An 18,709-nucleotide genomic window follows, 5' to 3' on the forward strand; every position below is an offset into this window, starting at 1 on the left:
CGATGATCTACTGATACATGGAAGGTATCGCATGATCGATCTGCGCCAGTTCCGGCAATTCATCGCAGTGGCCGAAACGCTCAGCTTCCGCCGCGCGGCCGAACGGCTGCACATGGCTCAACCGCCGCTCAGCGCGGCGATCCGCAAGCTCGAGGACGAACTGGGCGTCGCCTTGCTCGAACGCGACAATCGCGGCGCGCGGCTCACGCCGGCCGGCGAAGCGTTCCTGCTCGAAGCACGGCGCGCACTCGAACAGGCCGAGCGCGCGGTGGCCGTGGCCCGCCGGGCGGGCGCCGGCCTCGGCGGCACGCTGCGGCTGCGTTTCGTCGACAGCACGGTGAACGCGCTGTTGCCGCTGATCCTGCGCGCGTTCCAGGAACGGCATCCCGACGTCGATTTCCAGCTGGAAGAAGGCACGACCGCCGAGCAGGTGCTTGCGCTGCGTCAGGACCGCACCGACGTCGGCCTCGTCGTGCTGCCGGTGGCCGACGCCGGCGACGTGCATGTCGAGCCGCTGCTGCGCGACCGGATGGTGGCCGCGCTGCCGGACGGGCATCGGCTCGCGCGCCGCCGCCGCATCGCGCTGGCCGAGCTGGCGGACGAACCGTGGGTCATGTTTGCCGCGCACCACGGGCCCGGCATGCACGCGCTGATCGTGACGGCGTGCGCGCAGGCGGGCTTCGCGCCGCGCGTGGTCCAGCAGCCGCGCCAGATGCAGACGACGGCCGGGCTCGTCGCCGGCGGCATCGGCGTCGCGCTGATGCCGCGCCTGTTCGTGCCAATGCATCCGCAAGGCATTGCGTTCTGCGAACTGAAGGATGCGGGCAGCCCGCTCGCGTACGAAGTGGCGCTCGCGTACCGTACGCCGTCGCCGCTCGTCGATGCGCTGCGCGACACCGCGCGAAACGCGGTGCACGAACTGGGCCTGGTTGCGGCGACGTGACCGCGCGCATCGCGCGCGCGGCGCTCAGTCCCGGTCGCCGAGGAAGTTGAACACGACGCCGAGCACGGCCTCGCGGAACGCCTCCGGCCGCGTCGGCAGCGACGTGTACTCCAGCATCATGTGGCTGTACGACACCGTCGTGCCGATCGCGCTCGCGATCATGAAGAACAGCACGTTCGGATCGACCGGACGGATCGCGCCGGCCTCGACCGCGTCCGCGATCAGCGGAAACATCGCGTCGTGATACGGGCGCACGATCCGCTCCTGCAGCCGATCGAGCCGCGCGCCCTCCTCGGTCGCCGCGGTCGAGAAGAACATGCCGATATCCGGCTCGGCGAATTCGTGATCGACGCACAGCTCGAGCGCGCGCCGCACGCGGTCGCGATGCGGCAGCGGCGACGTGCGCAACGCGCGCAGCGCGTCGAACATCGGTTCGGCCAGCTCGACGATCTGCTCGACGACCGCCAGCCACAACGTTTCCTTCGCACCGAAGTGATGGGCGATCAGCGCCGCGTCGATCCCTAACTCGCGCGCGACTTCGCGCACGCTCGTCGCGTCGTAGCCGCGCTTCGCGAACGTGCGGCGCGCGGCCCGCAATATCACGTCCGGACCGACGGATGCATCCGCCGACGGCCGTCCGCGCGTACGCCGCTTCGACGGCGCGCGCTCAGTGACTTCTGCCACGTTTTTCCTGCTCCTTGAACGATTCGAATGCCCGTATCCGGCGCCGGTTTCCCGGCCCGGAATCGGGCGGCTTGCCCCGCTCCGTTGACACGCGGAGCCGGGAAGCGCTAGGATCATACCTTATTCATCACGTGATGATTTATCCATGACAACCCCTACACGTATCGTCATCGTCGGCGGCGGGATCGCCGGGCTGCAGCTCGCGACCCGTCTGGGCGAGCGTCTCGGCCGGTCCGGGCGGGCGCAGATCACGATCGTCGACCGCAGTCCGACGCACATCTGGAAGCCGATGCTGCACACGATCGCGGCCGGCACGCGCGACGTCCAGCAGCAACAGGTGATCTTCCTCGCCCATGCCCGCGACCACGGCTACACGTACCAGCCCGGCGAACTGAAGGGGCTCGATCGCGCGCGCCGCCGCGTGCAGCTCGGCGAGATCCGCTCGCAGGACGGCGACGTGGTGATCGACGCACGCGAACTCGACTACGACGTGCTGATCCTCGCGCTCGGCAGCCAGGCCAACGATTTCGGCGTGCCCGGCGTGCGCGAGCACTGCTATTTCATCGACAGCCAGCAGCAGGCGGAGACCTTCAACGAAGCGTTGCGAATGCGCGTGTTCCGCAGCATCGCGCGCGACGAGCCGTTTCGCGTCGCGATCGTCGGCGCGGGCGCGACGGGCGTGGAACTCGCGGCAGAGCTCAGCCGCTTGCTGGAAGTGGCGCAGGCGTACGGTGACGAAACGGTGCGCGAGCGGCTGCAGCTCACGCTGCTCGAAAGCGGCCCGCGCATCCTCAACGCGTTTCCGCCGCGGATTTCCGCGTCGGCCCAGCGGCGGCTCGAACAGATCGGCTTTCGCGTGCTGACGTCGACGCGCGTCACGTCGGCCGACGCGAACGGTTTCCACTACGGCGACGGCTCGTTCGCCGAAGCGGACCTGATGGTCTGGGCGGCCGGCGTGAAGGCGCCCGATTTCATGCAGGGGCTGGGCGGACTCGACACGAACCGCGCGAACCAGATCGTCGTCAGCCCCACGCTGCAGGCGAGCGGCGACGAACACGTGTTCGCGATCGGCGATTGCGCGAGCCTGCAGCTCGAGGGCCAGGAACGGCCGCTGCCGCCGACCGCGCAGGTCGCGACGCAGCAGGCCGAGCATCTCGCGAAGCACCTGCCCGCGTGGCTCGACGGCACGCCGATTCCGCCGTTCGCGTTCCACGATTTCGGCGCGCTGGTGTCGATCAGCGATTACGACGCGTTCGGCACGCTCGGGCAGTTCGGGTTCTTCCGCGGTGGCTTCATCCAGGGGCGTTTCGCGCAGTTCAGCCACCTGATGCTCTATCGGCGGCACCAGCAGGCGCTGCACGGCTTCTCCAAGGCGACCTTGCTGTGGATCGCCGAACGGATCAACGGCTGGGTGCAGCCGCGCATCCGCCTGTCGTGATGCCGCGCGTCGCGGCACCGCGTAACGTTTCGAGGAACAGAAACATGAACAACCGTGCAATGCCCTGGCTCATGACCGTCGCCGCAATCGGCAGCTTCGACATGCCGTCCGTCTCGTGGGGCGAGCCGCGGCGGCGCAGCGTCACGCGCGACCGGCTGCCGTCGTGGGACGCGACGAGCAAGCCGACCATCAGCGTGCTCGAACGGCCCACGGCCGACACCGTGATGATTTCGTGGTGCGACGCCTGCACCGGACACTACGGCTACCAGAAGTGGCGCCTGTTCACGACGCGCAAGCGCGGCGTGTGCGCGCTGTCGGGGCGACCGATCGAGATCGGCGACAGCGTCTATGCGCCGCAACTGCTCGGCTCGACGCCCGGCAACGCCGCCGCGATGGTGCTCGCGGCGTGCATCGACGACGCGTTGGCGGGCTGAGCATCAGGTCGACGTGGTCTGACCGGCGCCATAGGCCGGAGCGCGGTTCTGCCGTTCGAGTTCGGCATCGAGATGCGCGGCATGCGCGTTCGCTTCGGACTCCGACATCAGCTCGCCTTCCCACTTCGCGACTACCGCGCTGGCGATCGAGTTGCCTACCGCGTTCGTGGCCGAGCGGCCCATGTCGAGGAACGTGTCGACGCCGAGAATCAGCAGCAGTCCGGCTTCCGGGATGTCGAACTGGTGCAGCGTCGCGGCGATCACGACGAGCGACGCGCGCGGCACGCCGGCCATCCCCTTCGACGTCAGCATCAGGATCAGCAGCATCGTGATCTGCGTACCGAGCGACAGGTGGATGTTGTACGCCTGCGCGATGAACAGCGACGCGAACGTGCAGTACATCATCGAGCCGTCGAGGTTGAACGAATAGCCCATCGGCATCACGAAGCTGGAGATCTTGCGGCGCACGCCGAAACGGTCGAGCGCGTCGAGGATCTTCGGATATGCGGCTTCCGAGCTCGCGGTCGCGAACGACAGCATGAATGCTTCCTTGATCAGCAGGAGCAGCTTGAACACGCGGCGGCCGAGGAACAGCAGCCCGGCCGCGACGAGCGTGGCCCACAGCAGCACGAGGCTCACGTAGAAGTCGCCCATGAACACCGCGAACTTCAGCAGGATCGACAACCCGTTGACCGCGACGGTCGACGCCATCGCGGCCATCACCGCCAGCGGCGCGAGCTTCATCACGTAGCCGGTGATCTTCAGCATCACGTGCGCGAGCTGGTCGATCGCGGCGACGAGGATCTTGCCGCGCTCGCCGAGTGCGGCCAGCGCGATGCCGAAGAACATCGAGAACACGACGATCTGCAGGATCTCGTTGTTCGCCATCGCCTCGGCGATCGATTTCGGCACCATGTGGCCGACGAAATCCTTCAGCGTGAACTTGGACGTCGCCAGATGCGCGGACGCGCCGATGTCCGGCAGCGGCAGGCCGAGGTTCTCGCCGGGCCGCAGCAGGTTCGCCATCAGCAGGCCGAGCAGCAGCGAGATCAGCGACGCGGTGACGAACCAGCCGAGCGCCTTCACGAACACGCGCCCGACCGACGACGCGTCGCCCATGTGCGCAATGCCGACGACCAGCGTCGAGAACACCAGCGGGCCGATCACCATCTTGATGAGCCGCAGGAACACGTCGGACACGAGCGAGATGTAGCCGGCGATTTCCGCGGCCGACTGCTTGTCCGGAAGCTGCGTATAGATCAGGTAGCCGATCAGGATGCCGGCTGCCATCGCGAGCAGGATCCAGCCTGCCGCGGACATTCGTTTGTTCATGAGGGAATTCGCCGCATGGCGATCGAGTTGACGGAAAAAGGCGCGCGGGCCGCTCAGGCTGGCGGATGTCCGCCGACGGACGCGCCGCCGCCGCGCACCGGCATTCGCGGCAACGCGAACGCCGGCGGCAGCGATTCGGCATGAAACGATCGGTCAGTAGCCGATCGCGGCGCCCGCCGGACGGCGCGGGTCGTTGTAGCCGTAGATGAAGCCGACCCGCACGTTGCCGGACACGGACGAATCGTTCCCGGAGCTCTGGCGGCTCGCCGCTTCGGTGCCCGGCAGGCCGACCATGATCAGCTCGGCGGCGCCCCACGGCGTCTGCTCGACCATCTTGTAGCCCATGTTGCGCAGGATCGCGAGCGTGTCGGGCGACAGGCCGTAGGTTTCGTAATAGACCGCATCGGGCAGCCACTGGTGATGGATGCGCGGCGCGGCGACCGCATCCTGCGGCGTCATCCCGTAGTCGATCACGTTCAGCACGGTCTGCAGCGTGATCGTGATGATGCGCGATCCGCCCGGCGAACCGACCACCATGAACACCTTGCCGTCCTTCTTCACGATCGTCGGCGCCATCGACGACAGCGGACGCTTGCCGGGCGCGATCGAGTTGCGCGTGCCCTGCACGAGGCCGAACAGGTTCTGCGCGCCGACCTTCACGGTGAAATCGTCCATCTCGTCGTTCAGGAAGAAACCCGTGCCCGGCGCGATGACCACGGCGCCGAAGCGGCCGTTGACCGTATAGGTCGTCGACACCGCGTTGCCGTCGTGGTCGACGATCGAGTAATGCGTCGTTTCCGGCTTCTCGTGCACGCCGACGCCGGGCTGCACGTCGACCGACGGCGTCGCCGTATCGGCATGGATGCTCTTGCGGATCTGCGCCGCGTATTCCTTGCTCGTGAGCTTCGCGATCGGATTGTCGATGAAGTCCGGATCGCCGAGCAGCGTGTTGCGGTCTTCGTACGCATGGCGCATCGCTTCGGTCATGTAGTGGACCGCCGCGGCCGAGTGGTAGCCGAGCTTGCGCAGGTCATACCCTTCGAGGATGTTCAGCGTCTCGCACATCGTCACGCCGCCCGAGCTCGGCGGCGGCGCCGACACGAACTCGTAGCCGCGATACGTGCACGTCAGCGGCGACATGTCCTGCGCGCGATAGGACGCGAAATCGGCCGCCGTGATCACGCCGCCGCCGCGCTTGGCCGCTGCCTCCACGATCTTCGGGATCTCGCCGTGATAGAACGCGTCGGGCCCCTGCTCCGCGATGCGCTCGAGCGTGCGGGCCAGGTCCTTCTGCACCAGGCGATCGCCCGGCTGCAACGCGGTGCCGTCCGGGCGCAGGAAGATGCGCGCGGCTTCCGGATCCTTCTTGAAGCGCTCGACCGTCGTATCGAGGATGTCCGTATCGCCGCGCGTCAGCACGAAGCCGTCGCGCGCGAGCCGGATCGCCGGCGCCATCACCTGCTTGCGCGTCAGCTTCCCGTACTTGCGCTGCGCGAGATCGAGGCCGGCCACGGTGCCCGGCACGCCGACCGCGCGATAGCCGTACAGGCTCTGCTCCGGAATCACGTTACCCGACGCATCCAGATACATGTTCGCAGACGCCGCGGCCGGCGCGGTCTCGCGGAAATTGATGAAGCGGTCGCGGCCGTCGGCCAGGTGGATCGTCATGAAACCGCCGCCGCCGATGTTGCCGCAGCACGCGTTGGTCACGGCCTGCGCATAGCCGACGGCCACTGCCGCGTCCACCGCGTTGCCGCCTGCCTTCAGGATGTCGACGCCGATCTGCGACGCGAAGTGCTGCGACGATACGACCATGCCGTTCTTCGCTTCGACCGCCGGGTCCGACGCGGCGAACGCGCACACGCTCATCGCCGACAACAGGGTGAGTATTACCAGCCGCCTCATGACGGGATCCTCCAGACGAATAAACTGGGCCATGCCGGGATGCGTCGACGCGCAAGCGCGTATCGACGCGGCCAATCCAGCATGTAATGAACGATACATTTCAGCGAGGCCGCGATCATAGCACTCGCTTTTTTCCACCAAAACCTAGGGTAATCACTGAATTTAAAGCGAATAAGCGTGACTGTCGTCGTTGGTAAATGTTTGTTTTATTACATATATGAACGGATTCACTGGACGAGCGATGCGTCCCTCTAATTTCGGACCGCCCGCGGCCTGCCGCACGTCAATCGGCTAACATGCGTGCAGTTGTCGGCGGACGCCCGTCCGCCGTTTGGTCGTTCAATTCAGATAGAGAGCCGGAGTGCCCGATGGGGACGAGCATCAGGGCGTTGCTGTTATCCCAGATGGATAGCTTCACGCCGTCGGAACAGAAGGTCGCACAGGCGTTGCTGGATCGCTACCCCAGCCTCGGGCTGGGTCCCATCGCACAGTTCGCGAAGCAGGCGGAAGTCAGCGACCCGACCGTGTTCCGCTTCGTCGTGCGGATCGGCTTTCCGAACTACTCGTCGTTCCAGCAGGCGCTGCACGACGAGATCGACACCGCGATGAATTCGCCGCTCGCGCGGATGGATGCGTTCCACTCGGAAACGGGCATGCGCGACAACCATGCGGCGATTTTCCAGCGGCTGTCCGAATCGCTCGCGACCACGATCGAAGGGCTCGACGCGGCCGCGTTCGATGCGGCCGTGGCGGTGCTGGCCGATCCGGACGTGCGCGTGTTCTGCGGCGGCGGTCGTTATACGGCGCCGCTCGCATCCTTGTTCTCGTTCACGCTCGCCTATGCGCGGCCGCATGTGCAGTCCGTCGAGCCGAACGTGAATCTCGCGTCCGTCGCGCTGGCCGACATGGGGCGCAACGACGTGCTCGTGATCTTCGACTTTCGTCGCTACCAGAAGGACAGCATCCGCTTCGCGCAGGCCGCGCACCAGCTCGGCGCGCGGATCCTGCTGATCACCGACGAATGGCGCTCGCCGATCGGCGAGTTCGCGGAGATCGTGCTGCGAATCCAGGGCCGCCCTTTCGCGATGCTGCAGACCAACGTGCCGGCGCTGGCGCTCGCCGAAGCGCTGGTGATCGGCGTGACGAACCGGCTGCCGGAGCTGGCGCGGCAGCGGATGGAGAAGATCGAGCAACTCAATGCGGGCGGGATCGAGTGGGATGTAAGTCAGCGGGATTTGCCGGAGTGATGGCGTATTGCCATTCAGGCGCGGGCGTCAGCGCTCGGCCTCGCGGCGTGTGCAATTCGAATCCCAAACGGCAAACCCCACATGTCACGCGCCATGCCAGCCCCCGTCGCGTTCCCTCGTTCAGGGCACCAGTTCCATCCGGTTGCCGGTCACGACCAACTTGACGGGGTCCGTCTTCTTCCACTGCGACTTCGGAATCACCAGTTGCCACTCGGCACCGCGCCCATCGCGGAAGAACCCCGCCACGCCCACAGCTTGCGCGTCGGCTGCCATTGGCACAGACAGAGCCATCGAGGCATCAGGCACGAGCGTGATCTCCATGCTGTCGAGCAGCTCGGCCTTCAGTAACGCACTGTCGTCATTGAGCAGCGAAACGTAAGCTGTGTTTTCGAAGACCTTCGCATCCTTCAACTGATAGACGCGCATCACGACCGGTAGCGATTGTCCCTGCTCGTTCTCGTTGAGTGCGGCACGGCTTTCGATCACGAGGTTCATCTGCTTGACCTTCGTGACGAAAATCGCGCGTGTCATGCCGCCGATCGTCTCTTTCGTCGATTGCCACATACCGCAGCCAGACAGCAACGCGGCCGTCATCGCAATAGCAGCCGCCAATCGAATGCTTCGCATCATCGGATGTGCTCGCGGTGTCACAGCCAGTCTCCCGTCTTGATCGTGCATGGATAGCGCCGGCTCGGGCCGCCCACGCCTTCATACAGCACGAGCCGCACCGCAAAACGGAAGCACGCATAGCGGCCGACGAAGCGACTGAGTACGTCGCCGAACAGCGCGACGTCGCCGGACCCGGCAAAACCCGACGGCTCGATACCCACGTTCACATTCACGATACGGTCGACGCGCGCCCCCACCCGTTCCGTTTCCTCATCGAGCCAAACGTGACGAATCGCGTCGATGCGTCGCCGGTTATCGTCATCTCGCCTCCAGTCGTACAACGACAGCGCGCCGCGCAGCACATTCGCGTCCATCATGTTCAGCTCGGTTGTGCCCGCGCCATTGAAGTGAGAAATCACCCGCCAGTCATAATCGCCGCCGCGCGGCGGATACAGCGGCATCGTCGGGGCCGTCAAGTTGTGCACGCGCTCGACACCATTGAAGGTCGAAGCAGGCGTGGTAACCATCGATTCGCGCAGCGCCATACGCGGCAAGCGCCCGTTGTTTGCCAATACCCGGACCGTTACGTGTCCGTCCGGTAAGCTGCCCGGTTCCGCCCACAGATGCCCGCCCAACGTCACGACCATCTCGCGCTGGCCCGTTACACCCTGCCGATTCGAAGCGTGGTAGTACCGATCCGGCGACTCGTGCCGCATCATCCCGCCGCGGTGCCGGAATACCTTGATCGATTGATACGGGTATTGCCTGGCGGTGCGCGGATCGGTCGCCACCACCGACAATACATCGTACGGCTCGACGTGCTCGCCTGCGGAGGCCGGGGCGCGCACCGGATAGTCGCGATCATGCGCATTGGGACGGATTGCCTGCGCGTCCAGTTCGAGCAGATTGATCACCGGCGTGCAGAACAACCGGATGTTGTCCGCACAGAACGTGGCGTCACCGGGGATCCGGTCTCGAATCACGATTTCGAATTCAAGACGTGTTTCGCCCGGCGGCACGCTGGCCGCGTCGAAACCGCACAAATCCACGAAGTGGAACTTTTCGGGGAATGCGAAATATTCGAGCATCGTCTGCTCGCGGTCGAGATCGACGTCGCGTACATCGAGGTCGGTCGGCCACAGTCGCGCGTGCGCGCCGAAGCCCGCCGCCTCGATCGTCATCGCCGGGCGCAGTTGTAGCTGGCCGTCTAGCAGGCGCGGCATGCGCACGCCGATCGACTCCACCTGGCGCGTGAAAACCGCGTACAGCGCCGATGCAGTCGGCCGGTCGCCATGCAGGTATAGCCGGATACGCGACAGGTCGTCCACCAACCGCTGCTCGCGGTGCAGCAGGTCGAACGCGAGCCGGATTACCGTACGGCCGTCCTCGCGCATGCGCGCGCCCGCCTCGCGCACGTTGAGCGGTAGCAAGTGTATCGCCCGAGTGGTTCGATAGACACATATCGTCCCGTCCGGACCGACCGGTGTCGAACGTACCTGCAACCCTGGTGGCAACGTATCGAGTATCCGCGCCTCGCCGGTGCGCGGCACGCACTCGAGGATGGTCAGCGACGGAATCGTACGGCCTGTATGCGGCCACAGATGATCGAGCAGTGGATCGGTGATTTCCGGTGCCGCGTCATCGAGCTTCATCCGCAGCCGGCTCGTGAGAAACGCGAAACCCTCGTAGGTCTGCTCGACACTGTCGTGGCGCGCGCCAGGCATCGTCATTCCCACACGGCGGGCGCCTTGTGGCTGGGACCTCGCGAACTCCTTCCCCGCCTCGCGCAGATAACGCATCTCCGCATCGAAGTAGCGCAGGTATCGATCGTCATCCGCACCGACACCGCTTCCTGCAGGCTTCGTCGGATTGTTCTTGTCTTCACTCATGGCTGGAAATCCGGTGGCAGCGGCGGCAGAAGCGGCATCGTCGGCACGGCACCCGCCTTGCCGACGACGAAAATGCGATCCGGCATGCGGAACCCGCGCAGTTTCAGCAGGTCGATCGGCCCGGCGCCGACCCGCGTACGCAATACGTACGACAACGGCTCGCTGCTCCCCGTGTTCCATGTAAGCCGATAGCGCGTGCCATCGAGCGGCTTGATGTCGGCCTCGCTCAGCAGACGCAGGAATGCCCAATCGCCGGCCGAATCAAATGCCTGTCGCAGGCCTGCGTCGAGCGTCTGCCATGTGAGCCTCGCATGCCCATTCAGGCCGTTGCCGGGCCACGCCAGTGGGGTCCAGCGCTCCTGCTGATTGAAATAGACGATCCGCATGCCGTCGACCGACAGTTCCGATCGCGTCACGTTCGGCGTCGGCAACGCCATCATTTCGAATTTCTGCCCCGCATCGGCCTGCGGGTAAAGCTGTACCCCAACCGTCGACAACTGCCGGACGGCGCTCAGGAATGTCGGGTCGAACTGCAACGCCTGCGGTGCGAGCTCGCTGCGCGCCCAATAGTCACCCTCGAGTTTCATCACGCCGGCCAGTTGCGTCGTGATGAAGCGCGAAATCAATCCGGTATCGGGTCGTACATAGCGGCCGAACTCGGCGAAGGACGCATCGGCCTGCGTATCGAAGAACGGATAACGGCCGCTCATCGCTGCGTTGAACGGTGCGGCAACACCGGCTCGCCATGCGTCATTCAAGCTCGCGGCAGCCGGTTGCAGGATCGTCTGCCATGCGGTTTCGAGCGGCTGCGCAAACACCGTATCGCCGAAGCCCGCCCACGCCGTACCCAGGCTCGCGGCCGTGAGCGCCGCGTCGTTGCGCGCCTGGGACAATTCCGACAACTTGCCTTGAAACACGGTCTGGGCGAGCGAGCGCGCCATTACCTGAGCGTCCGGACTGCCCGCGATCTGCTGCAGCTTCAGCCGCATCGTCGTGACTGCCGTCAGGTAGCGCGACAAGCTGACACCGCTTAGCGCGATGTCGGCTGGCGTGGCGCGCTTCCCGTTTTCCGCGGCAGACGACGTGCCCGTATCGCCCATCAGCACCAGCAGTGGACCAAACGGCTTGTCGAGCGGGTTGATGACGGTCGCCCCCGCCTGTTCGTCGGCCCCGATCAGGTTCTGCGCCTTTCTCACCAGGGTGTCGGCCAGCGCCTGCGACGGCCGCCCCGCTTGCGCCTGATACTGCACGGATTTCATCAGCGCGATCAACGGTGACGTCTGAGCGTCCGCCAGTCGAGAAAGCTGTTCGATCGCGCCACCGAGGTTCGACGTCGGTTGCCACTGCAGGCTATTGAGCATGCGCTGCCATGCCGCCGTGTACTCGCCAAAATACCGGGCCGTCAATCGCTGCTTCAGTTCCTCGGCTGCGCGTTTCTCGTCGTCGATCGCCGTGGTTTGGGTCATACCGTTCGCGAGCGTATTGCCGATCCTCTGCGAAATCTGCGAGCCGGACAACACCCAGTCACCGCTGATCCGGCGCTCATGTGACGCCTTGTCGATAGCCGCGCCGACCATGCCGTCCCACGCCGCCCGCGTATAGATCCCCGGGACGGTCTGTGATGCCTTGAACATTCCATGCGCATCGGCGCCGTTCAGCAGCGTTTCGAGCGACGCGTCGGCGTATTTGTTTTTGACTTCGTCGAGGATACGTTGGTACACCGTGTCGTCAGCCGACGCGAGTCCCATTTGCGTGACCAGCATGTTGCGGGTCGAGGTCACGATGCGATCGTCCGTCGCTATCCGCCATTCGGGATGCGCTTTCAGGTGCTCGGCGTAGAAGCCTGCAAGCCGCCTGCCAGTATCGTCACGCTCGCCGAGCGGCATCTCGTCCGGCCGCGCCCATAGAGTGACGAGCGTACGCTTCAGAAATGCGGGCTCGGTGCGCGATGGCTCGCCGAGCATCAGATAAGTCTTGAGCGCGTTGTAGGTACTACGTCGCGTGTCCTGCGATTGCAGGCTATCGGCGCGCGCCTGATCTGCTGCCTTCAACACTTCCCCGATCGTTTGCACCACGGGCACCTGCAAGTTACGCGTCGCAGCGAGTCGGTACGGTTGCCAGAGACTGCCGAGAACATCGTCATTTCGCGACAAGCCGGCCCGCAGGTACCACGGGGCGCCATGCTGCTGCCGGTATTCGAGCCTTTCCATCAACTGTTGTAACGCCAGTTGCGCGCGCCAGGCGGCTGTGGTCTGTGGCCGCGCATCGACCGCTGCGCGCGCTGCCGCCTGCGCTTCGCGCATGAGTCGCTGGTTGCCGATGAACGATGCGGTCATCCATGCACACCACGCTATCGCCGCAATGGTCACGCCCATCGCTAGCACATCCGGCCAGTAGAATCCGACCCGCCGGCCAATGCGTCGCCGGTTGGCGATAGCGCGCCACGCGGGTAGCAGTGCAGCCGGTTGCGGCGGGAACTCGATCGGGATGTTCGTCACCCTTGTGCTCGCGTCCGCGGCGATCGGCACCGGCGTCGGCATCGCCGCTGTCGCCTCAAATACCGGAGCGAACATCACACCTGCTAGCGGCGCGCGCAGCCATTGCGATGCCAGGAGCGCTTGCCAGCCGGTAACGATGTGTTCGAGCTGTGTCCCGATATATTGCGAGATTTCGGCTAGATAGCTGACCCGCGTGGGCGCTGTACATTGCTGCACGCCCGCGTCCGCCGTACAGCGCTCAATCGCGGCAAGCTGATCGCGCAAGTCCAGCGCCGGCGGCCCCCCTTTGTATGCCGCCCGCGGAAATGCACCGATCACTTCGAACGTCTCGGGTCGATCGCCCTGCGCGGGCACGGCGTGCAGCAACGTGACAGGTGCGTCCCAGCCGATGTCGGCGGCCAGCGCGGCGAGTACGCGCGGCAATTCGATATCGCGCTCATCCACGTGCGTGACGTGCACAAGGCCGTCGACCGGGCGTCTGCTGCGCAGCTTACGGATCTGCCGGCGCCACACGCCCGCGTCGATGCCGTCCGGTGCCCCGTGCACGAGGATCGCATTGCCAACCGGCATCACGCCCGCGCGCTTCAGACCGGGCGCGACCTGATCGACCAACGTATCCGCACCGCTCACCATCAGCCACGTTGAGCGGTATCGCCAGCGCCGGCCCTGCGATACCCGTAGTTCCTCGAACAGGCGTTGCAGACGGGCATCGCGTTTGATCTGCTGTCCCGTCGTTGAAGCAGCCTCCTTCTCGCCGGTTTGCAGACGAAACAGTTTGGCAGCGCCCACATATGCGCCAGTCGATATCGCAATCAGATGAATGATCACGATGACAACCAGCAATACCGGAATACCGATTAATGCCAGTGTGCGAGGCGTGCCATCGGGAACGCCGAGGCGCTCGCCCTGGAACCAAGCCAGCACAAGCGCTGCAACGGCAATAACCAACGCGGCAAGAGGCAGCCCCCAGACTGCGACCCGGCTGTGAGCTTCTTCGGTTAACGCCGCTTGAGGCTGCGCGTTATGCAGGTTATTTTTGGATATCGACATGCGTTGAAGCCGTTTGATCTTGGGGTAAGACATGGAGGATGGCCGAGTGCGAGCCATCGACGACGAGTTGCGGTCCGTCACTGGCACCGGACTCGATCGCCGCAGCGATCGCCAGCAGACCGTTCGCTGCCCGCATGTCGCCAACGATACGATCCAGCCGAGTCTGCGCGGCGTCTTTTGCTGCAATCACAAACCCTGCAGCGTTCAAAGCGGGGACGCAGTTTTCAACCGGCCGCGTTATCCACGCGCGCGTCACCGACGCGGCATCGGCTTTGCCCCAGATGGCGGCGTTCGCGAAACCATATCCTGATTCAGCGGAATCACCTGCAACGGGCCTATGTAGCGCAGCCTTTCTGCTGACCTCATGCGGGAGCCCGAAACAGCCGGCATCGAACAACGCAGCCACACATCCCTCGGCGAGGCTCTCATCGATATCATCGTCGTACCACGCCGTAGCGATGACGAGGAGCGGACGGGATTCATGCGCATCGAGCCATACATCGGCCACAAGCAACCCGTCGGTAGCCGGAACGGCCCGGACTTCCAAGGGCGGAAGCGCCGCCAGATGCATCGCAGCGCGAACCTGGGTCAAACGCATGTTCGCGACGTCCGACTCGGTCAATACGCGTACTTGGGGCCAATATGCCCTTTCGTATCGAGTTAATGCGTGAATGCTTCCAGCGAGAGGCTCAAGCGCAACGCGGATCATCTGCACAACTGGATCGGCCTTCTTCGGTACGGCAGCATTGTCAGTTGGGGTTTCCTCTTCATCCGCCATGAATGAAGCGTCCAGTGGCGGCTCATTCGACGGGTCGTCCAGTAGCGGGTCGTCGTCGTCAAAGCGATTGCACAAAACTTTTCCTGAGCCGTGCCGCGGGGCTTGCACCTTCATGATGGAGCGTTTCCCTCTCAGAACGTCGAACAAAGATGTCCCGCCAAGAGGCAGGCAATAGCCTGCGCCGAGTACATAAAGCGGTCGCTGCGCGAACCCGATCTTCTTCGCAAGCCAGCGGTCACGATGATGGTTGCGCCAGTATGCGCGGTACCACAGCCCCTCGTAGCCTGCGCGACCAAAGCCGAGCAGGACCAGAAACAGTCCGTTCGGCACCCCAATAATCAAGCCCCAAAACCTAAGGCCACTCGCGGGTTCGCTTTTCGGCCACGTCAGCAAAATAACCAGCGGACCGAACACATTACAGACAAACCAAGTTAATGCCCACGGCCAGAAGCGCATCCTGGGCGGATACGCGCTGGGGCGTCCGGCGGGAGAAAGATCGACCGGCATTACTCGAAGTGGACGTTCGGTAACGACGAAATCAATCGACAACCACATGCGCAGCGATGGCCGTCCAGCGCAAACAGCTCCCCGTCGCGATCGGGATACTTGTCGGCGCCCTCGTCAATCACAGTCGGACCATGCAAGTCGCAGGTCGCATCGTCGCCTTTACGTGCAAGCGGCCTGTCCATGAACATCGTCCATGGCGAGCCGCTGGTGACTTCGCCGCCATGTTCGAGCTTGTCACCTTTGCGAATGGGAGATTGCATATATCGGCTATCTAGTTGAGTAGGGTTTTTTGAATTCCCGGCACACCGCGCACCCAAGCGCACGGACAAATTAATGGAGAATTAAAGTCTATCGATCCCTTTCGTTTGTTTCAGGAACTGTCGATCGCAAGGCAACAACTTCAATTCCGCCAAGCACCACAGGAATTCGATCGCTTTCCTTTTTTGCAAGCCCCCTCCCCACAACCTCAAACGAGAAACACGGAAAATATATTGCATTAGGACATATTAAAAAATAATCAGGAACACGCATTCTTTCCCGATCTCCATATACCGAATTAACATAGGCAACAGTTCCATCCCACCCCTTTCCTTCATATTTCCTTTGCCATACGATATTGCGCACATATCGTCCGCCAGAATCTTCCAAAGCAATTTCGTCGACTGCGGTAGTTTTATTCGCAACACTCGAACTTGACACACTCGACCCAGCCACAAAGCAACTAAACGATAGCTTACCGCGTATAGCAGACCCATCCAGCTTCATCACAAGATAAAAATCAAATGACACAATTCCATTATTTACACTCATAGACGAATCAACCGTTTTTGACGATATATTTTCACCGAGAATATACCCACACCGACTCTCCAATAGAAATATATTATCTCTATAATTGGATCGACCATTAGAATCCAACTCAGCTATCGCAGCTCCATCGAGCCAAAAAAATGCCACCAACGCTAAAAATACATTTCTCACGACAATTTCCGCCTTGTGAAATTTTCCGGCCACGTTAGATCCTCTTGATTTGGGCCCTTGAAAACCACAATATCAGCCAGAACCATTAGCGCATTAATGAACGACGTCGACCGATCTACTAGACCATTCATGTTTGGTGGATTCCTGCCTGTAGCCCCCGGATAATTCACTGCCGCAGCACAATTCGCAAAGGACTGGTTGTAATACCACACCTTAACACCGGCATTTGTTCGGATTGCCCTTCTTTCATTCACACTCATCTCGTCTGCATATTTATTCGCACTATCCACCCGTGGTCGCGCCGGATTGTTCGCCGTTGGCATTGATTTTCCGGACCAAACCCAATAAGCGCCTGCACTATGACTCGCATGACAAACATCTCTTGCAATCTCATTTCGCCACCGCACCTCCTGCTCCCCTGGTGGTAAACGCGGGTTTCGACCAATAAATTTAAAATATTTATAATAATTATTATTTCCGCCACCCATATTTCCGTTAGGATTTGTCAACTGCAGAAAACCCCGACCAAACCAACCACCGTGCAGATCTGTCGCACCATCGTTGCGATTCCCTTCCGCAAGATAGCGGAACCATCCTGTTTCCTGTGTGGCATTTGCCATAAAACACGCCTGTCGACTAGGGGTATCAAGCTTGAACTTCCTCATCGAATTGTTCAAACCCAGTCCAAATCTATCAAGCAAAGATGAAGCATAATCTGGATTTGGCGATTCCCATACTCCCTGAGAGGGCGAATTATGCGACCCGGGCTTTCTAATAACGCGATCCGGTATAAGCTGAAGCATCTCCTTCTTACTGAGCCACCCGCACTTCCTGAAGTGCCGAATAAATTCAAGCGGATGAAAATACCAGAACTTCTGATCTGCTAGCGACGATTCGGACGGCAACTTGTCCAGAAACTGAAAATTCCCGAGGAACTTAATAAACGAGGCATAGCCACCTGGATTGGTATCTTTCTGCTTGCCAAAGAATCCATCTGGTCCATTCAGACCTTTATAGCGATCGTCGTTGTACAAGGGATCCCACTCGCTGCGCGCGTTGAACACCAACCCTCTGAGCTTTGTGCGCACACCCTCTGCATTCCGCACATAGCCTGCGAGCAACTGGTTGGCATTATCGTCGTTGTTATTGTCGTATTCGAGCGGCTGGATCATTCCGGACGTTGCCTGTGGATCAGCAACGCCGGTCAGACGGCAAAGCTCATCGTATCCGCATAACCCGTCCTGATTAAACGGCGTATTGCTTTCGTCAACTTTTTGCCAGCCCTTGAAGAATGGAAAGTCGGCGTCCGACAATTTGATGATCTCGTCAGCAGCGATGTTGACATATCCTTGCGTGCCATTCTCATCGATGGGCACTGCGACCCAAGTAGCAGGAGCTTCTCCCGGCACCACCGCACTTGAAAGAATTCGCCCAAAGCGCAGCATTTCATAGCCATCGCTCGGACACTCTGAATAGAGTGCTACCGCTCGATCATACAGATCATATTCATACTGTTCCGTTTCTCCGTCGTACGGGTCAGCAACCGGAACCTGTGTAAGCAGGATAACGTTGCCGCTGCTACCACGGTCGATCCACGCGCATGTATAGCGCCGCCCCTTGTTGAACCACGCTTCCACATAAAGGATGTCTTGCTCACCAATTGAGCCGCCTGGCAGTCGCGGAAACCAGTCGTCCGTCATACCCGCCGGCTGCGCGACAAAATCCTGTGGCCCCTTAATGATGAAATAGGAATGTCCCCAGTAGTCGCTCGACGCAGGCTGAACAGGATCTTTCTCACCCAGTTGAACCTGATGGCCGTCCTGATCAAACCAGGCTGTAAAATCAGCATCGGACATGAAAACTTCGAAATGCAGATGCCGCACCCCCTGATGCTGACCGACATATCCGAGCATGTCCTTGCGGTACACCTTCTTTGCGCCGCCCGGCTGAACGACTCCGTCCTTGCCGCCCGCCGTATCGAGCAGCCATTTGGGGAGGGCACTCATCGATCCCTCGGCCGGCGGATCGGTTGGCTGGGGAGCAAGCCACTCCTGTTCGGTCATGTCCAGCAAATGCATATATAGTGAGTAGAACGTGATCGTTCGCCCACGTCCTGTCTCGGTCTTATGTCTGAGTAAGACGAATCCCGCATTCGAGTTCAGCGCCGGTTGTCCAGTCGGATCTTTCGCGCCATCAGACAGAGCGCTTTTGCAAACGCGATACGCGACCACCTCGCCGTCAGCAATTGCCCGCACCGGTTCGTGCTGCTCGCCCGGATCCAGGTGAATGCCACAGTGAAAGCGCCGGTCGAAGGCAACGGGATAGACCCCATGATGACCAATCTCGAACTGATCGACGACGTCCATCATAGGGTCCGTCTTTGACGCATCACTAGACGTCGCGCCCGATACGGG

The 18,709-nt window shown here is 62.2% G+C and carries 14 protein-coding genes; 4 read left to right on the top strand and 10 right to left on the bottom strand.

Features of this window, described 5'->3' with window-relative positions; all coding sequences use genetic code 11:
• Window positions 1-31: 31 nt before the first annotated feature.
• On the top strand, window positions 32-943 hold the full coding sequence (locus HWX76_RS11125) for a LysR family transcriptional regulator (protein ID WP_050011998.1): 912 nt from the start codon (window positions 32-34) through the stop codon (window positions 941-943).
• A 24-nt stretch (window positions 944-967) separates the two neighbouring features.
• On the opposite strand, the gene HWX76_RS11130 is transcribed toward HWX76_RS11125, so the two are convergent.
• A complete protein-coding gene (locus HWX76_RS11130) occupies window positions 968-1,627 on the bottom strand; it encodes a TetR/AcrR family transcriptional regulator (protein ID WP_050011999.1) in 660 nt (219 codons plus the stop codon).
• A 145-nt stretch (window positions 1,628-1,772) separates the two neighbouring features.
• On the opposite strand from HWX76_RS11130, the gene HWX76_RS11135 reads away from it, so the two are divergent.
• Together HWX76_RS11135 and HWX76_RS11140 are read left to right on the top strand one after the other, a co-directional pair.
• On the top strand, window positions 1,773-3,065 hold the full coding sequence (locus HWX76_RS11135; protein WP_050012000.1) for an NAD(P)/FAD-dependent oxidoreductase: 1,293 nt from the start codon (window positions 1,773-1,775) through the stop codon (window positions 3,063-3,065).
• Between the two features lie 44 nt (window positions 3,066-3,109).
• Window positions 3,110-3,499: a DUF3331 domain-containing protein gene (locus HWX76_RS11140; protein ID WP_050012001.1), complete on the top strand. Its 390-nt coding sequence runs from the start codon at window positions 3,110-3,112 to the stop codon at window positions 3,497-3,499.
• A gap of 3 nt (window positions 3,500-3,502) precedes the next feature.
• On the opposite strand, the gene HWX76_RS11145 is transcribed toward HWX76_RS11140, so the two are convergent.
• Both HWX76_RS11145 and ggt read right to left on the bottom strand, forming a co-directional pair.
• Window positions 3,503-4,831 (bottom strand): dicarboxylate/amino acid:cation symporter, encoded by a 1,329-nt coding sequence (locus tag HWX76_RS11145; RefSeq protein ID WP_050012002.1) that lies wholly within the window; start codon window positions 4,829-4,831, stop codon window positions 3,503-3,505.
• A gap of 153 nt (window positions 4,832-4,984) precedes the next feature.
• Entirely contained in the window at window positions 4,985-6,736 is a 1,752-nt protein-coding gene (gene ggt / locus HWX76_RS11150) for a gamma-glutamyltransferase (RefSeq protein ID WP_050012003.1), read from the bottom strand.
• A gap of 368 nt (window positions 6,737-7,104) precedes the next feature.
• Between ggt and HWX76_RS11155 the strand changes: the two genes are divergently transcribed.
• Window positions 7,105-7,983: a MurR/RpiR family transcriptional regulator gene (locus HWX76_RS11155; protein ID WP_050012004.1), complete on the top strand. Its 879-nt coding sequence runs from the start codon at window positions 7,105-7,107 to the stop codon at window positions 7,981-7,983.
• Window positions 7,984-8,103: 120 nt separating this feature from the next.
• Here the strand turns inward: HWX76_RS11155 and tssJ are convergent, their stop codons facing one another.
• The 7 genes from tssJ to HWX76_RS11190 all read right to left on the bottom strand — a co-directional run bounded on the left by tssJ (window position 8,104) and on the right by HWX76_RS11190 (window position 18,661).
• A complete protein-coding gene (gene tssJ, locus HWX76_RS11160) occupies window positions 8,104-8,613 on the bottom strand; it encodes a type VI secretion system lipoprotein TssJ (RefSeq protein WP_176015801.1) in 510 nt (169 codons plus the stop codon).
• Window positions 8,614-8,630: 17 nt separating this feature from the next.
• Window positions 8,631-10,481: a type VI secretion system baseplate subunit TssF gene (gene tssF / locus HWX76_RS11165; protein WP_176015802.1), complete on the bottom strand. Its 1,851-nt coding sequence runs from the start codon at window positions 10,479-10,481 to the stop codon at window positions 8,631-8,633.
• Window positions 10,478-14,062, bottom strand: a complete 3,585-nt coding sequence (locus HWX76_RS11170; protein ID WP_244137961.1) for an ImcF-related family protein — start codon at window positions 14,060-14,062, stop codon at window positions 10,478-10,480. The genes tssF and HWX76_RS11170 overlap by 4 nt, the downstream gene beginning before the upstream one ends.
• The gene (locus HWX76_RS11175) at window positions 14,010-15,362 is read right to left on the bottom strand and encodes a hypothetical protein (protein WP_244137962.1); all 1,353 of its coding nucleotides are present in this window, start codon (window positions 15,360-15,362) and stop codon (window positions 14,010-14,012) included. The genes HWX76_RS11170 and HWX76_RS11175 overlap by 53 nt, the downstream gene beginning before the upstream one ends.
• Entirely contained in the window at window positions 15,314-15,574 is a 261-nt protein-coding gene (locus tag HWX76_RS11180) for a PAAR domain-containing protein (protein WP_089489513.1), read from the bottom strand. Before HWX76_RS11180 ends, HWX76_RS11175 begins: the two co-directional genes overlap by 49 nt.
• 88 nt (window positions 15,575-15,662) lie before the next feature.
• Complete coding sequence (locus HWX76_RS11185; protein WP_176015803.1) at window positions 15,663-16,328, bottom strand: hypothetical protein; 666 nt, start codon at window positions 16,326-16,328, stop codon at window positions 15,663-15,665.
• Window positions 16,292-18,661: a hypothetical protein gene (locus HWX76_RS11190; protein WP_311767837.1), complete on the bottom strand. Its 2,370-nt coding sequence runs from the start codon at window positions 18,659-18,661 to the stop codon at window positions 16,292-16,294. Before HWX76_RS11190 ends, HWX76_RS11185 begins: the two co-directional genes overlap by 37 nt.
• Window positions 18,662-18,709 lie beyond the last annotated feature (48 nt).

Source organism: Burkholderia sp. BCC0398 (genome assembly GCF_902833245.1).
In the GTDB taxonomy this organism is placed as follows: Bacteria; Pseudomonadota; Gammaproteobacteria; order Burkholderiales; family Burkholderiaceae; genus Burkholderia; species Burkholderia sola.

What these genes read in the sequence shown, in the direction of transcription:
- HWX76_RS11125 (WP_050011998.1), top strand. Translation starts at nt 32, where the DNA reads ATGATCGATCTGCGCCAGTTCCGGCAATTCATCGCAGTGGCCGAAACG.
- HWX76_RS11135 (WP_050012000.1), top strand. Translation starts at nt 1,773, where the DNA reads ATGACAACCCCTACACGTATCGTCATCGTCGGCGGCGGGATCGCCGGG.
- HWX76_RS11140 (WP_050012001.1), top strand. Translation starts at nt 3,110, where the DNA reads ATGAACAACCGTGCAATGCCCTGGCTCATGACCGTCGCCGCAATCGGC.
- HWX76_RS11145 (WP_050012002.1), bottom strand. Translation starts at nt 4,831, where the DNA reads ATGAACAAACGAATGTCCGCGGCAGGCTGGATCCTGCTCGCGATGGCA.
- ggt (WP_050012003.1), bottom strand. Translation starts at nt 6,736, where the DNA reads ATGAGGCGGCTGGTAATACTCACCCTGTTGTCGGCGATGAGCGTGTGC.
- HWX76_RS11155 (WP_050012004.1), top strand. Translation starts at nt 7,105, where the DNA reads ATGGGGACGAGCATCAGGGCGTTGCTGTTATCCCAGATGGATAGCTTC.
- tssJ (WP_176015801.1), bottom strand. Translation starts at nt 8,613, where the DNA reads ATGATGCGAAGCATTCGATTGGCGGCTGCTATTGCGATGACGGCCGCG.
- tssF (WP_176015802.1), bottom strand. Translation starts at nt 10,481, where the DNA reads ATGAGTGAAGACAAGAACAATCCGACGAAGCCTGCAGGAAGCGGTGTC.
- HWX76_RS11170 (WP_244137961.1), bottom strand. Translation starts at nt 14,062, where the DNA reads ATGTCTTACCCCAAGATCAAACGGCTTCAACGCATGTCGATATCCAAA.
- HWX76_RS11175 (WP_244137962.1), bottom strand. Translation starts at nt 15,362, where the DNA reads ATGTGGTTGTCGATTGATTTCGTCGTTACCGAACGTCCACTTCGAGTA.
- HWX76_RS11180 (WP_089489513.1), bottom strand. Translation starts at nt 15,574, where the DNA reads ATGCAATCTCCCATTCGCAAAGGTGACAAGCTCGAACATGGCGGCGAA.
- HWX76_RS11190 (WP_311767837.1), bottom strand. Translation starts at nt 18,661, where the DNA reads ATGGACGTCGTCGATCAGTTCGAGATTGGTCATCATGGGGTCTATCCC.